This is a genomic window from Caulobacter sp. GW821-FHT09B08 (assembly GCF_059418225.1).
Genome location: NZ_JBWKPL010000001.1, coordinates 433116 through 447150 on the forward strand (window position 1 = coordinate 433116; position 14035 = coordinate 447150).

Genomic DNA, 14035 nt, shown 5'->3' on the forward strand with positions numbered 1-14035 from the left:
TTGCCGAGTCAAGCCGCGAACCGGAATGGCCGCCGCCCAAACATCGCCTTCAACGGCGGTTCATCTGCCACTCTTATATAAGGACGGCCCTGAAGGAGACCCGCCCCATGCGCCTGCTCGCCCCCGCCCTGATCGCCGGAACCCTGATTCTGGGCGCGAGCGCCGTCGCCGTGGCCTCCCAGGCGGCGGGCAAGCAGGAGACCATCCTGCCCGGCCAGTGGGAGTACAGCTACCGCATCGGCCCGATCCCGGCGGGCAAGGAAGACCGCTGCCTCAAGCAGGCCGACGTCGAGCAGTTCGCCAAGGGCATCTGCACCCGCAAATACACCTGCGACTACGAGACCCGCGTGGTCCAGGACGGCAAGGTGGCCCTCAAGGGCACCTGGACCGACAAGAAGGGCCGCGTGGCCCCGGTCACCGCCAACGGGACCTACACCACCGAAGCCTTCCGTTTGAACGTCCACATGAAGACCATCAACGGCCTGCCCCTGGCCGGGGTGATGAACGCCAAGCGCGTCAGCGCCACCTGCACGCCCGGTTAGCGGGACGGCGGCCGCCTGACCGCCCTATCGCATTAGAACCACAGCGCCGTTCGAGATGATCACCCGACGTATGCAGGCTGCCGGATAGAGGCCTGGGCCGACAAGAAGAGCGGCTTGAGGGGCGGCCTTCGGCGCTTCGACGACGATGAGATGGGCGCCTGGGGCGAGGCACTCGGCCGGCGCGCCCTGCGCCCTCAGGTCCGCGATCCGCTGCGGACCAAGAGGCTCGGCATAAGGCTTGTCGAGCAGGGCGATGTCTTCGGGTTTGTGTGACCCGCCCGCGAACACCAGCATGGCCACCAGGATCAGGCCTCCAGCCCACGGAAGCGTTCTCATCAGCCGGTCGAAGCGCAACTGCGTCAGCCCGGCCAGGCAGGCTTCGAGCCAATAGTCGCGGGTGTCGTCAAGCTCCTTCAGCGCCTTTTGGCCGGCGTTGTCGTCGGAGGCGTTATCCCATGCCTCCCGGCGCAGAATGTCGAAACGCTCCGCGAACGCCTGTAGCGACAGATCGCCGGGCAGAGCGCCTTGCGCCCGAGCCGAGATTTTCGCACCGACTGTCCCAAGCTCGGTCGCCGCCGGCGCCGCCGTAAAGTCGCCGAGCGCATAGATTTCGCTGCGGAGGACTTGAACGGCCTGGAATATCAGGAGCCAGCATGGGATCGCCGCCGATGCGATCGCCAGTATGACGATGACGAAGCGATAGCCGTCATCAAGGGCGCCGAGTTCGGAGAAGGACACGCCGCCGACGATCAACGCCGCGACGCCGAAAACGCCAGACAGCAGCCATTTGGTCGTCTCGCGCAGATTGGCGATACCCGCTCGAAACGGGCTGGTCGTTTCACTCATTGAGTCCGAACACCCCCGGCGCCCTCGTGTCGAGAAGGACTTCTCGGTACATGCCGTCCGGCAAGTCCGCCAACAGGCGCCCGAAGTCTCCCACACTGAGGGAGTTGGTGGCGACGCGCCCCAGTCTTGCCGCCGGGAGGCCCTCGTACGAACCGGTCACGAAGCTCATGGTGACGCCGCCCTTGTCGGTCGGCATAGGGCTCCTCAGGGGTCTCGCTCCCGCCTGCCTGACGAGAATATAGGTCGGCCCTTCGCGCTCGGCGGGCTCCGCGAATAGACGACCGTTCAGTTGGACGATGGTCTGCCCTCGCGGGCTGACGACGATGACCGTTCCCGACATGCACGCCCCCTGGTGCGCTGACGGCTCAGCATGCACGCCAAGATTGATCGAGTCCAGAAAAGGTCTACCTGGATTGCCGGCACGGGCGTCAGGCGAAACCTGGAAGCCCGGCGAACGCGAACCTATTTGTGGTTAATCCGTTTTAAGCTACAATAGATGGTAGGGAACAAACACTGAATCGGGCGAAGTCGCTGATTCGGTCATGATTCGTTTCGCTCGTGTTCGGCGAACGGTGAACCCGCGTTAACCGCTCAAGCTTGTTAGCCCTCCCGGTCGCCCCGATCAGGGCGTCACGACCTCGCCGTCCTCCTTGGTGAAGGTCTCGGGCCATCGCTCCAGCAGGTCGAACACCCGCTCCGAGGGGCGGCACAGCCTCACCCCCTTCGGCGTCACGACCAGAGGCCGGTTCACCAGGATCGGATGCTCGACCATGGCGTCCAGGATGCGATCCTCGGCGACGTCGTCGGCCAGCAGGCCCAGCGCCTCGGCGGGCGTCCCTTTCTCGCGCAGCAGCTGGCGGAAGGTCAGGCCGGCCTCACCGGCCAGGTCGCGCAGCTGGTCGTGGGTCCAGCCGGCCTGGAGATACTCCACCACCTTGGGCGCATAGCCGGCGGCCTCCACCATGGCCACGGTGTTGCGCGACGTTCCGCAGGCCGGGTTGTGGAAGATGACGATGGGAAAATCGGCGTCGCTCATGCGGGGGTGTCCGTCTTGAGAAGCCAGCCGAAGACGCCCGCCGCGAGGAGGGCGCCGACGCACTGGGCGAGGATGAAGACCGGGGCGCTGGCGGGCGCGATCCCGGCGAAGGTGTCCGACAGGCTGCGCGCCACCGTCACCGCCGGATTGGCGAAGGACGTCGAGGCGGTGAACCAATAGGCGGCCGTGATGTAGAGGCCGACGGCCATCGGCGTGCTGTCGGGCCGAAACCGCGCGGTCCCCAGGACGGCCGCCACCAGCCCGAAGGTCGCCACCACCTCGGCGAGGGCCTGGGCGCCGCCGGAGCGCAGCTTGGTCGAGACCTGGAGGATCGGCTCGCCGAACATGGCGTGGGCGATCCAGACGCCCAGCACCGCGCCGACGAGCTGGGCGAGGACATAGGCCACAGCCAGGCGCGCCGGCAGGTCCCGCCGCAGGGCCGCCACCAGGGTCACCACCGGGTTGAAGTGCGCACCGGAGATCGGGCCGAACACGCCGATCAGCACCACCAGCGCCGCGCCGGTCGCCAGGGTGTTGCCCAGCAGGGCGATGGCCACGTTTCCGCCCGCCAGTCGCTCGCCCATGATCCCGGACCCGACCACCACGGCCAGCAGCAAGGCCGAGCCGAGGCCTTCCGCGACGAGGCGGCGAGACGGGCTGAACGCCGTCATGCTCAGCAGCCCGCGCCGGACGCTCGAGCCGGGTCGCACCCCTTGGCCTTGGCGAGAACCGGGGCCAGCGGCGCGCAGATTTCCGGCGCGCCGTCGCAGCAGTCGTCCACCAGGAAGCCCAGCAGGCCGCTCATCGCGCCGTAGTCGGCCGAGTAGATGATCGACCGCCCTTCGCGCCGGGACGTGGTCAGACCGGCGTGCGAGAGGACGTTGAGGTTCGCCGAAAGGCTGTTGGGCAGGACGCCCAGCGTCCGGGCGATGTCGCCCGCCGCGACCCCGGCCGGGCCGGCCCTCACCAGCAGGCGGAAGATCGCCAGGCGCCCCTCGTGGCCGAGGGCGGACAGCATGTCGACGGCGCGTATCGATTCCATATTTCCAGCATAATGGAAATATTGAGCGCTTCAAAGCCACCATGAGCCGCCCGCGACCGAGGCTTGCCCGCCCTACCGCCCCCGCTGAGGCGCCACCGAGAATTCCAGGTCGAACAGGGTGGGGACCTTGGTGGTCCGCGCCTTTTCGATGGTCAGCAGCCTGGCCTTGGTCTCCACCCCGCCGGGCGAGGAGAAGCCGCCGGGCTTGCCGTCGGCGCCCAGCACGCGGTGGCAGGGCACGATGATCGGCCAGGGATTGTCGCCCATGGCCTTGCCGATGACGCGGGCCGCGCCGGGCTCGCCGACGGCCTTGGCGATCTCGCCGTAGGTGATGGTCTCGCCGGGCGGCACGGCGCGAGCCACCGCGTAGACACGGCGATTGAAGTCGGAGACCACGCCGTAGTCCAGGACCACGTCGATCAGGTCGTCGCGGCCGCCGTTCAGGAGATCCAGGATCCGCTCGACCGTGCGCTGGTGCTCGGGCGGCGGCGGATCGGCCTCGACGGCCTCGGGATGGCGGCGGCGCAAGCGGGCCCACGACGCGCCGGGCGCGGCGTCGGGCAACTGGGCGCCGACCAGGCCCTGGTCGTTCCAGGCCAGGCCGCACAGGCCGATCGGCGTCTCGAACAGGCAGAAGCCCTGACTGACGGAGGGGGTCATGGGGTGGAACATAACCATCCTGGTTGCGCCCGGCGAGCGGCGCCCTACGATTTCCGCTTCTTGCTATCGGGGGATTTCACCTTGCGCCGCACCTTCGTCCTGGCCGCCCTGCTCGCCTCCGTCAGTCTAGCCCCCGCAATCGCCGGCGACATCCTGATCCACGGCGGGCCGATCCACACCGGCGTGGCCGCCGCCCCGACGGCCCAGGCGGTGCTGATCCGCGACGACCGCATCGTCTTCGTCGGCGACCTTTCCGCCGCCCAGGCCAAGGCGGCCAAGGGCGCGCGCGACGTCGACCTGAAGGGGGCCGCGGCCTATCCCGGCTTCGTCGACGCCCACGCCCACCTGACCGGCATCGGCCTGCGCGAGCTGACCCTGAACCTCGACAAGACCGCCTCGGTCGAAGAGCTGGTCGCCGCCGTGAAGGCCTATGCGAGCGCCCATCCCGACGGCCCGATCTACGGCCGGGGCTGGATCGAGACCCACTGGCCCGAGAAGCGCTTCCCCGACCGCGCCGATCTCGACCGCGCCGCGCCCGGCCGCGTGGTGGTGCTGGAGCGCGCCGACGGCCACGCCGTGGTCGCCTCGACGGCGGCCCTGGCGGCGGCGAAGGTGACGGCCGACACCCCCGTCCCGGCCGGCGGCCAGGTGCTGAAGGGCGCCGACGGCCAACCCTCGGGCATGTTCGTCGACAACGCCATCCCGCTGGTGGCCGGGGTGATCCCGCCGCCGTCGGACGCCCTCAAGCGCCAGGCCCTGGAGCAGGCCGGCGCCCTCTACGCCTCGCGCGGCTGGACGGGCCTGGGAAACATGAGCGTCGAGGCGCCGGACCTGGCGATCCAGACAAGCCTGGCGGCCGAGCAGAAGTTCAGCCTGCGGGTCGACAACTACATGGACCCCAGCGGCGCGGCCGAGGTGCTGGCCAAGGGGCCGTTCGCCGACAAGACCGGCCTGATCCGGGTGCGCGGCGTCAAGCTCTATATGGACGGCGCCCTGGGCTCGCGCGGCGCGGCGCTGCTCGAACCCTATAGCGACGCCGAGGGGCTGGGCCTGCAGCTGACCCCGCGCGACCAGGGCCTGGCGCTGATGAAGAAGGCCAAGGCCGTGAACGCCCAGGTGGCCATGCACGCCATCGGCGACCGGGGCAACCGCATGACCCTGGACTGGTTCGAGGAAAGCCTCGGCGGCGACACCAAGGCCCGCTGGCGCATCGAACATTCCCAGATCGTCGCCGACACCGACGTGCCGCGCTTCGCCAGGCTGGGGGTGATCGCCTCCATGCAGCCCAGCCACGCCATCGGCGACCTCTATTTCGCCCCCGCGCGCCTGGGCAAGGACCGGCTGCACGAGGGCTATCGCTGGAAGGACTTTCTCGATAGCGGCGCGGTGATCGCCGCCGGCTCGGACGCCCCGGTCGAGGTCGGCGACCCGCGCATCGAGTTCTACGCCGCCGTCTACCGCCACAGCCTGGACGGCTTCGCCAACGCCGACTGGCATCTGGACGAGGCCGTCACCCGCGATCAGGCCCTGCGCATGCTGACCTGGGGCCCAGCCTATGCCGCCTTCGCCGAAAAGGACCGTGGCACGCTGGAAGCCGGCAAGAAGGCCGACGTAACGGTCTTCGACCGCGACCTGATGACGGTGGCGCCGCCGGAGATCCTGAAGGCCCAGCCGGTGCTGACCGTGGTGGACGGCAAGGTGGTGTTCGAGCGGTAAGCGGGTCCACACTTGCCCCCACCTGGCGGCTTGCGCCGCCTGTCCGCCCCCATAGGGGGCGGAGCCTCGCGCGCCGAGCCCACGGCGGAGGCTCTTCCCCCTATGGGGGAAGACGATCGCGAAGCGATCCGTAGGGGGCAAGTGCGCTGGCTAGAGACCCGCCACCACCCCGTCCGCATACCGCCGCCGCACGGGCGCGAACGTCGCCCCCTCCTCCCGCCGCCGGCGCGGCGGCCGCCAGGGCCACCAGGAGCGCGCCGCCGCCGGCCAGGGCGTCTTCGGTCAGGGCCACGGGCCAGTCGCGGCCGGCGGCCTTCGACAGTTTCACGCGCAGGGTGTGGCCCAGCAGGGTCGCCGCCCCGGCCCCGACGGCGCCGGCGAGTGCGGCCAGGCCCGCGACCGGGCGTCCGGCGCCGAGGGCGGCTCCGGCCAGGGCGCCGCTGGCGGCCCGGGCGGCGACGGCGCCGGGCTGGGTGCGGTGAGGCGTGGCGGGCAGCTTGTCGATCACCAGCTCGCTCAAGGCCATCGGCGTGGTCACCGCCACCGCCCAGGGCGAGGCCAGGAACGCCAGCTTCGAGCCCTTCAGGTCGATCCAGCCCAGCCGCGCGGCCCAGGTGACGGCGGTGACGGGCGCGCTGGTCCGGGGACCGGCCGTGGCGCCCAGCAGGAAGGCCAGGGCCAGCGTGCGCCAGTCATCAGGCGCGCGGTCCAGGCTCACGTGGCGGGCGGGGCTCTTGCGGAACGGCAGGGTCCCCAGCCCTTCCCGCACCATGACGAAGAACCGCCGGAAGAGCTTGCGCGCGCCCTCGGTCACCACGCCGAACACCAGATGCGAGGCGTAGGAATAGGGGTGGGAGGTCACCGGCGCCTTGGTTGGGCCGGGGCCGAGGCCCGTGGCAGGCACGAGCGCCTCGTCCAGCACGGTCGCCGCCGTCGCCCCGAACAGCGCCCCGTGGCCGGCCGTGACCTTGGGCTGGCGCTCGGCGGCCAGGCCGTAGAGGCCGCCCACCACGCTGCCGACGATGTAATGCACCGCCTCGCCCGCCACGGGTCGCCGGTCCTTGGGCAGGGCCTTGCCGGTCGCCAGCTTCGACAGCCGGTCGGCGGCCTTCTCGGTCGAGGGCGTGCCCGTCCCGCCCAGGCCCGGCTTGATCGCCTCGCCGACGAAGGCCTGGAACCTGGTCATGGCGTAGGCGGCGACGAGCCCGGCGGCGAGGCCCGAGACCAGGCCGATCAGCGGAGCGGGGGCATCGTCGGACGCGGCGGGGAACAGGTCGAGTTGGGACATGGCGGGGTTCCGGGTTGCCTTGGCTGAACCACCGGGCGAGAGGGCGGTTCCGGAAAGCCCCCTCAGTCGCTCCGCGACAGCTCCCCCAGAGGGGGAGCATCTTGGCGCGGATCAATCCTCCCCCTCTGGGGGAGGTGGCCCGAAGGGCCGGAGGGGGCTTCGCCACACCCCCGCTTGCCTAGCCTCGATTCCCATCCCACTTTCGAACCATGAGTGACCGTTCCACAGGCCTGGCCCCTTCCAAGCTGACGGCGGTGCTCGGCCCCACCAATACCGGCAAGACCCACCTGGCCGTCGAGCGGATGCTGGGCCACGCCTCGGGGATGATCGGCCTGCCGCTGCGCCTGCTGGCCCGCGAGATCTACGACCGCATCGTCAAGCTGCGCGGCAAGGCGTCCGTCGCCCTGATCACCGGCGAGGAGAAGATCGTCCCGCCTCGCGCGGCCTATTTCGTCTGCACGGTCGAGGCCATGCCCCTGGGCCGCGAGGTCGAGTTCGTGGCCATCGACGAGATCCAGCTGGCCGCCGATCCCGAGCGCGGCCACATCTTCACCCACCGGCTGCTGCACGCGCGGGGCAAGTACGAGACCATGCTGCTGGGCGCGGGAACCATGGCCCCGCTGGTGCGCCGCCTGCTGCCCGACGCCGAGATCGTCACCCGCGAGCGGTTCTCGACCCTCAGCTACACCGGCTCCAAGAAGCTGACCCGCCTGCAGCGGCGTACCGCCGTGGTCGCCTTCTCCACCGACGCCGTCTACGCCATCGCCGAGCTGATCCGGCGGCAAAGGGGTGGCGCGGCCGTGGTCATGGGCTCGCTCAGCCCCCGCACCCGCAACGCCCAGGTGGCCCTCTACCAGTCCGGCGAGGTCGACTTCCTGGTGGCCACCGACGCCATCGGCATGGGGCTGAACATGGACGTCGACCATGTGGCCTTCGCCGGCCTGCGTAAGTTCGACGGCAAGCGCACCCGCTGGCTGCACCCCCAGGAGGTGGGCCAGATCGCCGGCCGCGCCGGGCGCTTCACCCGCGACGGCACCTTCGGGGTCACGGGCGACTGCGAGGAGATGGACGAGGACCTGGTCGAGAGCGTGGTCAACCACCGCTTCGAGCCGGTGATCGCCGCCGAATGGCGCAACGCGCGCCTGGACTTCGGCTCGCTCCACGGCCTGCTGCGCTCCCTGGCCGAGCCGCCGCCGCGCGGGGGTCTCACCCTGTCCGAAGAGGCCCTGGACGAGCGCACCCTACGGAAGCTGGCCCAGCAGGAGGACGTGGTCGCCCGCTGCAAGGCCGACCGCTCGGCCCTGATCCGGCTGTGGGACGTCTGCCAGACCCCCGACTTCCGCAAGACCACCGACGACGACCACCAGCGCATGGTCCGCACCCTGTTCGACGACCTGACCACGGGCCGAAAGCGCCTGCCCGAGGACTGGATCGCCGGCCAGTTCAAGGCGCTGGACCGCACCGACGGCGAGATCGACAGCCTGGCCGCGCGGCTCTCGGGCGTGCGCACGCTCAGCTACATCGCCGCCCGCAACGACTGGCTGCACAACCCGCAGCACTGGCAGGGGGTGACGCGGCAGCTGGAGGATCGGCTGTCGGACACCCTGCACGAGAAGCTGATGGCCCGGTTCATCGACCGGCGCACCAGCGTGCTGATGCGCCAGCTGGGCGACCGCGAGGTCCCGCTGGCCGGGGTCGGCGCCGACGGGGCGGTGACGGTCGAGGGCCATGTGGTCGGCCGGCTGACCGGCGTCACCTTCGTGCCCGAGAAGGGCGCGACGGCGCTTGAGGAAAAGGCGCTGCGCAACACCGCCCAGCGGGCCGTCACCCCGGAGATCGGGCGACGCCTGGGCAAGCTGGCGGCCGAGCCGGACACGGCCTTCACCCTGACACCCGACGGCGCGATCCTGTGGGACGGCGCGGCGGCCGGCGCCGTGCGTTCCGGCGGCGACCTGCTGCACCCCCGCGCGCGCCTGCTGGGCGAACTGGGCGACACGGCCGCGCGGGAGCGGGCCGAGCGTCGCCTGGACGCCTTCCTGGCCGGCGAGATCGACCGCCAGCTGCCAGGTCTGCGCAAGCTGGCCCGCGCCCTGTCCGGCGGCGAGCTGAAGGGCCTGCCCCGGGGCCTGGCTCACCGCCTGCTGGAGGCCGGCGGGGTGCTGGACAAGCGGGCCGTCGACACGGACCTGAAGGCCATGAGCCAGGCCGAGCGGCGGACGCTGAAGAGCCTGGGCGTGCGGATCGGGGCCTTCAGCCTGTTCCTGCCCTCGGTGCTGCGGCCCGAGGCCCTGGCCACCGCGCGGGCCCTGACGCCGGGCGGCTGGCGCGCGGCGTCCGAACGGCTGGCCCTCGCCCCCAGCCCCACGCCGGACGCCCGCGCCCTGGCCGCCAACGGCCTGCGGCTGGTGGGCAAGCATGTGGCCCCGGTCGAGATGCTGGAGCGGCTGGACGCCCTGCTGCGCGAGGGCCAGAAGCCCGGCGGGGTGGTGCTGACCGACGCCGCCCGCGACACCCTGGGCTGGACCCCGGCCGAGGCCGCCGCCGTGCTGCGGGCGCTCGACTACACCCCGGCCATCCGCCCCAAGGAGGGCGATCCCATCGTCTGGAAACGGCGCGGCGCCCAGCGGCCCGAGCCCAAGGTGGTCGCGCGTCCGGACTCGCCCTTCGCGGCCCTGGCCAAGCTCACCGAGCCGCCGCCCCGGCGCAAGAAACCGCGCCGCAGGAAGCCCGCCGCCGTGAAGGCGGCGTCATGAGCGACGAGGGCGCCGCCCCCCAAGATTCTGGCCATTGCCGCGCCGACGTCTGGCTGTGGCGCGCGCGGTTCTTCAAGACCCGCTCCCTGGCCGGCCGCTTCGTCGAGGAAGGCCGCATCCGCCTGACCCGCACCGGCGTCGAAAGCCGCGTCGACAAGCCCTCGCGCGGCCTGCGCATCGGCGACGGCCTGATGTTCGCCGTCGGCGGCCGGATCGTCGCCGTGCGGGTGGTCGGCTTCGGCGAGCGGCGAGGACCGGCCAGCGAAGCGCGGGAACTGTACGAGGTGGTGGAGGGGTAGGCGCCGCATGGGTTTTGTTCTCAGAACCCTATCGGCTGTCATCCCGGACAAGCGCGAAGCGCGCCGATCCGGGACCGACCCGAAACTCTGAGTTCACGCGTCGGTCCCGGCTCTTCGCCCCGCTGCGCAGGGCTACGGCCGGGATGACAGCTGAAATTCAGCGATCCAATTGAGTCCGCTCCCTAGGCTTTCCTCACCCTCGCCAGCAGCTGCGCCGAGATCGTCCAATAGACGTCCAGGTCGCTCAGCTCGAGATTGGCGACCTCGTCGGCCCCGCCCAGATAAAGCGGCGTCCTGTAACCCACGCACTGGTCATAGGCCGGCGGCGGGCCGCCGGCCGCCCGCCATTGGGCGTAGAAGCCCAGAGCCACCGCCTCGTCGGCGTAGCGGACCAGTTCCTCGTCGTGGAACCCGGCCTGGCTGACGGGGATTTCCAGCACCTCGCCCGTGCCGGGCTCCAGCATCAACACCTGGGGCTGGCCGCCCACGATCCGGACGTTGTCGGTGGCGAACTGCCGCCCCAGCCAGTCGGCGCCGAAACAGGTGATGCGGCCCGCGAACTCGGGAAAGGCGTCGGCGGCCAGCAGCGTGAACCGCGCGACGTCCTCGGCGCGATGCGGGCGATAGGCGCCGTCGAGATCGGGCTTGGCCGCTCCCCCAAGCCCCAGGCGCTTCTTGAACCGATCGAACATGGCCATTCCCCCGAATGCGACACCCAATCTAGGCTACCGGGGAGGCTTCGCAACCAGTTCGGTCAGCGCTTGCGGACCGGCGCCTTCTTGGGCGGGGCCGGCGGCGGCGGGGGCGGCGCCGTCCAGTCGAAGGCCATCAGCAGGGTGCGTTCGTTGGGGGCGTCGTTGTCGTCCGACAGGATGTAGATCCGCGTCGCGCCCGACGGCGAACGGCTCAACGCGATGCCCTCGAAGTTGTCGCGCGTCACGGCCCCGTCCAGGGTCAGCGACGCGGCCACCACCTGCTTGGCGGCGGGGGCGCGGGGGTCGACGATGAAGCGGACCTGGCCGCGCCAGCCCCGGATCGGGTCATAGGCGCGATAGAGGGCCGCCACCGCCTGGCCCTCGAAGGCCGCGAAAGACGTCAGGCCCCAGGTGAAGTCCGGCGGCGACTGCGGGGCCAGGCCCACGCAGGGGGCGGAGACCTTGCACAGCCACACCTCGCCCTCCTCGCCGCCCACCAGATAGGCGTCGGGTCCGGCGATAGGATAGGCGGTCAGGGCCTCCATGCCCTCGTTGTCGGGGAAGGTGGTGGCCGGCTTGCTGACCGCGCGCGGCAGGCCGTAGCTGCCGTCCGGCTGGCGCGGATAGAGCCAGATGCGGTGATCGCGCTCGAAGCTGACCAGGCGGTCGCCATTGGCCAGGATCGCCAGGCCCTCGGCGTCGGACTGCTCCTTGCCCTGCAGCGGCTTGCCATCGAGCCCTTTCAGCGGCGACAGCTTGCCGTCGGTCAGGCCGACCAGGCGGCCGGTCTCGTCCAGAACCAGCTTGGCCTCGAACAGGTCGCCGTCGTCGCTGACCGCGACGATCCCACCGTCGGGGCCGAACTTCAGGTCCGACAGGCCGTGCAGGCGGGCGGTGTCGGGACTGCTGATCGCGATCCCGCCGGCATAGACGAAACGGCCGATGGAGACGGGCGGCGGATTGGCTGAGCTCAAGGGCACGGGCGTGGTCGAAAGGCCGATCTCCGGCCCGACCTTGACCGGGGCCACCGGCAGGACGGCCGGCTGCGGCGGGCTCTTGGCGCACTGGCCCAGGGCCAGCGAGGCCAGGCCCAGCACGAGAAAGCCGCGCAGTCCGATCACGCGGGGACCTTGCGGGCGGCCTTCGGAGCCTGGGGCACCACGGTCGGCGGGGCGGCCAGCAGGCCCTTGGCGCGCTTGACGGCCTTGGGCTCCTCGTCGAACAGCCCGGCCAACTGGTCGACCAGGGCGCCGCCCAGCTGTTCCACATCGACGATGGTGACGGCGCGGCGATAGTAGCGGGTCACGTCGTGGCCGATGCCCACGGCGATCAGCTCGACGGGGCTTTTGGTCTCGATCTCGGCGATCACCTGCCGCAAGTGGCGCTCCAGATAGTGGCCCGAATTGACGCTGAGGGTGGAGTCGTCCACCGGCGCGCCGTCCGAGATCACCATCAGAATGCGGCGGGCTTCGGGCCGGCCGACCAGGCGCTGGTGGGCCCACATCAGGGCCTCGCCGTCGATGTTTTCCTTCAGCAGCCCCTCGCGCATCATCAGGCCCAGGTTCTTGCGGGCCCGGCGCCAGGGCGCATCCGCGCTCTTGTAGATGATGTGGCGCAGGTCGTTGAGGCGGCCCGGGGCGGGCGGCTTGCCGGCCTTGATCCACTCGTCGCGGGCGCTGCCGCCCTTCCAGGCGCGGGTGGTGAAGCCCAGCACCTCGACCTTGACCGCGCAGCGCTCCAGGGTGCGCGCGAGAATATCGGCGCAGACGGCGGCCACCATGATCGGCCGGCCGCGCATGGAGCCCGAATTGTCGATCAGCAGGGTGACGACGGTGTCGCGGAACTCGACGTCCTCCTCCTGCTTGAAGGAGAGCGGGGCGGTGGGGTCGATGATCACCCGGGTCAGGCGGGCGACGTCCAGCATCCCCTCCTCCAGGTCGAAGGTCCAGGCGCGGTTCTGCTGGGCCAAGAGGCGCCGCTGCAGCTTGTTGGCCAGGCGCGAGACCACGCTGGAGAAGGCGTTCAGCTGCTGGTCCAGATAGGCGCGCAGCCGGGTCAGCTCGTCGGCGTCGCAGAGGTCCTCGGCGGGCACCACCTCGTCATAGGCCGTGGTGAACACCTTGTAGGCCGGCTCGCCCGCGCCGCCCTGGCCGGGATCGGGACGGGCCGGCTTGGCGCCGTCGCCCATCTCGGGGGCTTCCTCGGTCTCCTCGGGATCGCCGTCCTGCTCGGACTGGACCATCTCCTCGTCGCCGGCCTCGGTCTCGCGGTCGGAGGTCTCGGTCTGCTGGGGATCGGCGCCCTCGGACTGCTCGCCCTCGCCTTCGCCGCTGTCGTCTTCGCTGGCCTCGGTGTTCTGGTCCTCGTCGCCCTCGTCCTCGTCGGAGGACTCGGTGGCGTCGGACATGTCTTCGCCCAGGTCGAGATCGCGCAGGATCTCGCGGGTGACCTTGGCGAAGGCGGCCTGGTCGTCGATGGCGGCGGCCAGGCGGTCCAGGTCCTTGCCGGCCTTGGACTCGATGTCGGCGCGCAGAATGTCGACGAGAGCTTTCGCCCCGTCGGGCGGGGCGTCGCCGGTCAGGCGCTCGCGGACCATCAGGCCCAGGATCTCGGCCATGGGGGCCGACTGGCGGTCGGTGGCGACGGCGCGGGTCAGGCCCTGCTTTTCCAGGCGCGCCTCGAGGGCGGCGGTCAGGTTGGCGCGCACCCCGCCCAGGTTGTTGGACCCGATGGCCTCGATCCGCGCCTGCTCGATGGCCTCGAAGGCCGCCTGGCCGTCGGGCGAGCTGGGGCGGGCGCGGGCGTGGGCGACATTGTCGTGGTGGGCCAGCCGCAGGGCCATCTGGTCGGCCAGGCCCCGGATGCGGGCGGCTTCCTTGCTGTTCAGGTCGCGCGGCGGATGGGGCAGCACCGCCCGGTTGCCGACCAGGCTGGGACCCTCGCCGGAGAACACCACCTCCAGGTCGGGGGTCTCGGCGAGCGAGCGCGCCGCGTGGGCCAGGGCGCGCTTGAAGGGTTCCGTCGGGCTTTCGGGCTTGGAGGCCATGGATACGGGTTACCCAGCCAGGGCGGCGAACACAAGGCGCCGCAAGGGGCGGCGGGGGCGCCAAAGGGAACATCGGAACTGAAAGCGGCGTTTCTCGGCCAGGCCCGCGACG

At 71.0% G+C, this 14035-nt stretch carries 14 protein-coding genes; 4 read left to right on the top strand and 10 right to left on the bottom strand.

The features are described from left to right. The first annotated feature begins 107 nt into the window (after positions 1-107). Positions 108-542, top strand: coding sequence for a DUF3617 domain-containing protein (locus AC07OA_RS02000; protein ID WP_494662084.1), 435 nt, complete (start codon positions 108-110; stop codon positions 540-542). A 24-nt stretch (positions 543-566) separates the two neighbouring features. Here AC07OA_RS02000 and AC07OA_RS02005 read toward each other — a convergent pair whose 3' ends face one another. The 6 genes from AC07OA_RS02005 to AC07OA_RS02030 all read right to left on the bottom strand — a co-directional run bounded on the left by AC07OA_RS02005 (position 567) and on the right by AC07OA_RS02030 (position 4126). Continuing rightward, positions 567-1388 carry a hypothetical protein gene (locus tag AC07OA_RS02005; protein ID WP_494662085.1) on the bottom strand — a complete coding sequence of 274 codons (822 nt, stop codon included), beginning with the start codon at positions 1386-1388 and terminating at the stop codon, positions 567-569. Then, a complete protein-coding gene (locus AC07OA_RS02010) occupies positions 1381-1728 on the bottom strand; it encodes a hypothetical protein (protein WP_494662086.1) in 348 nt (115 codons plus the stop codon). Before AC07OA_RS02010 ends, AC07OA_RS02005 begins: the two co-directional genes overlap by 8 nt. Positions 1729-2010: 282 nt before the next feature. Next, positions 2011-2424: an arsenate reductase (glutaredoxin) gene (gene arsC / locus AC07OA_RS02015; protein WP_494662087.1), complete on the bottom strand. Its 414-nt coding sequence runs from the start codon at positions 2422-2424 to the stop codon at positions 2011-2013. Further along, on the bottom strand, positions 2421-3095 hold the full coding sequence (locus AC07OA_RS02020; protein WP_494662088.1) for an MIP/aquaporin family protein: 675 nt from the start codon (positions 3093-3095) through the stop codon (positions 2421-2423). Before AC07OA_RS02020 ends, arsC begins: the two co-directional genes overlap by 4 nt. A gap of 2 nt (positions 3096-3097) precedes the next feature. Next, positions 3098-3466: an ArsR/SmtB family transcription factor gene (locus tag AC07OA_RS02025; protein WP_494662089.1), complete on the bottom strand. Its 369-nt coding sequence runs from the start codon at positions 3464-3466 to the stop codon at positions 3098-3100. Positions 3467-3538: 72 nt separating this feature from the next. Continuing rightward, positions 3539-4126 carry a methylated-DNA--[protein]-cysteine S-methyltransferase gene (locus AC07OA_RS02030; RefSeq protein ID WP_494662090.1) on the bottom strand — a complete coding sequence of 196 codons (588 nt, stop codon included), beginning with the start codon at positions 4124-4126 and terminating at the stop codon, positions 3539-3541. An 81-nt stretch (positions 4127-4207) separates the two neighbouring features. Here AC07OA_RS02030 and AC07OA_RS02035 point away from each other — a divergent pair, with 81 nt between their 5' ends. After that, the gene (locus tag AC07OA_RS02035; protein WP_494662091.1) at positions 4208-5842 is read left to right on the top strand and encodes an amidohydrolase; all 1635 of its coding nucleotides are present in this window, start codon (positions 4208-4210) and stop codon (positions 5840-5842) included. A 100-nt stretch (positions 5843-5942) separates the two neighbouring features. On the opposite strand, the gene AC07OA_RS02040 is transcribed toward AC07OA_RS02035, so the two are convergent. Further along, on the bottom strand, positions 5943-7130 hold the full coding sequence (locus AC07OA_RS02040; protein WP_494662092.1) for a DUF1440 domain-containing protein: 1188 nt from the start codon (positions 7128-7130) through the stop codon (positions 5943-5945). 209 nt (positions 7131-7339) lie between these two features. On the opposite strand from AC07OA_RS02040, the gene AC07OA_RS02045 reads away from it, so the two are divergent. Both AC07OA_RS02045 and AC07OA_RS02050 read left to right on the top strand, forming a co-directional pair. After that, positions 7340-9883: a helicase-related protein gene (locus tag AC07OA_RS02045; RefSeq protein ID WP_494662093.1), complete on the top strand. Its 2544-nt coding sequence runs from the start codon at positions 7340-7342 to the stop codon at positions 9881-9883. After that, entirely contained in the window at positions 9880-10182 is a 303-nt protein-coding gene (locus AC07OA_RS02050; RefSeq protein ID WP_494662094.1) for an RNA-binding S4 domain-containing protein, read from the top strand. The genes AC07OA_RS02045 and AC07OA_RS02050 overlap by 4 nt, the downstream gene beginning before the upstream one ends. 182 nt (positions 10183-10364) lie before the next feature. Here AC07OA_RS02050 and AC07OA_RS02055 read toward each other — a convergent pair whose 3' ends face one another. From AC07OA_RS02055 to cobT, 3 genes are all read right to left on the bottom strand, one after another. Further along, positions 10365-10874, bottom strand: coding sequence for a T6SS immunity protein Tdi1 domain-containing protein (locus tag AC07OA_RS02055; protein WP_494662095.1), 510 nt, complete (start codon positions 10872-10874; stop codon positions 10365-10367). A gap of 62 nt (positions 10875-10936) precedes the next feature. Beyond that, positions 10937-11998 (bottom strand): esterase-like activity of phytase family protein, encoded by a 1062-nt coding sequence (locus AC07OA_RS02060; RefSeq protein WP_494662096.1) that lies wholly within the window; start codon positions 11996-11998, stop codon positions 10937-10939. Beyond that, complete coding sequence (cobT, locus tag AC07OA_RS02065; RefSeq protein ID WP_494662097.1) at positions 11995-13923, bottom strand: cobaltochelatase subunit CobT; 1929 nt, start codon at positions 13921-13923, stop codon at positions 11995-11997. The genes AC07OA_RS02060 and cobT overlap by 4 nt, the downstream gene beginning before the upstream one ends. Positions 13924-14035: the final 112 nt, after the last annotated feature.

Excerpts from the sequence above, each read along its gene's own strand:
- AC07OA_RS02045 (WP_494662093.1), top strand. The coding sequence starts at position 7,340 with ATGAGTGACCGTTCCACAGGCCTGGCCCCTTCCAAGCTGACGGCGGTG.
- arsC (WP_494662087.1), bottom strand. The coding sequence starts at position 2,424 with ATGAGCGACGCCGATTTTCCCATCGTCATCTTCCACAACCCGGCCTGC.
- AC07OA_RS02020 (WP_494662088.1), bottom strand. The coding sequence starts at position 3,095 with ATGACGGCGTTCAGCCCGTCTCGCCGCCTCGTCGCGGAAGGCCTCGGC.
- AC07OA_RS02000 (WP_494662084.1), top strand. The coding sequence starts at position 108 with ATGCGCCTGCTCGCCCCCGCCCTGATCGCCGGAACCCTGATTCTGGGC.
- AC07OA_RS02025 (WP_494662089.1), bottom strand. The coding sequence starts at position 3,466 with ATGGAATCGATACGCGCCGTCGACATGCTGTCCGCCCTCGGCCACGAG.
- AC07OA_RS02050 (WP_494662094.1), top strand. The coding sequence starts at position 9,880 with ATGAGCGACGAGGGCGCCGCCCCCCAAGATTCTGGCCATTGCCGCGCC.
- AC07OA_RS02010 (WP_494662086.1), bottom strand. The coding sequence starts at position 1,728 with ATGTCGGGAACGGTCATCGTCGTCAGCCCGCGAGGGCAGACCATCGTC.
- AC07OA_RS02005 (WP_494662085.1), bottom strand. The coding sequence starts at position 1,388 with ATGAGTGAAACGACCAGCCCGTTTCGAGCGGGTATCGCCAATCTGCGC.
- AC07OA_RS02040 (WP_494662092.1), bottom strand. The coding sequence starts at position 7,130 with ATGTCCCAACTCGACCTGTTCCCCGCCGCGTCCGACGATGCCCCCGCT.
- AC07OA_RS02055 (WP_494662095.1), bottom strand. The coding sequence starts at position 10,874 with ATGTTCGATCGGTTCAAGAAGCGCCTGGGGCTTGGGGGAGCGGCCAAG.
- AC07OA_RS02030 (WP_494662090.1), bottom strand. The coding sequence starts at position 4,126 with ATGACCCCCTCCGTCAGTCAGGGCTTCTGCCTGTTCGAGACGCCGATC.
- cobT (WP_494662097.1), bottom strand. The coding sequence starts at position 13,923 with ATGGCCTCCAAGCCCGAAAGCCCGACGGAACCCTTCAAGCGCGCCCTG.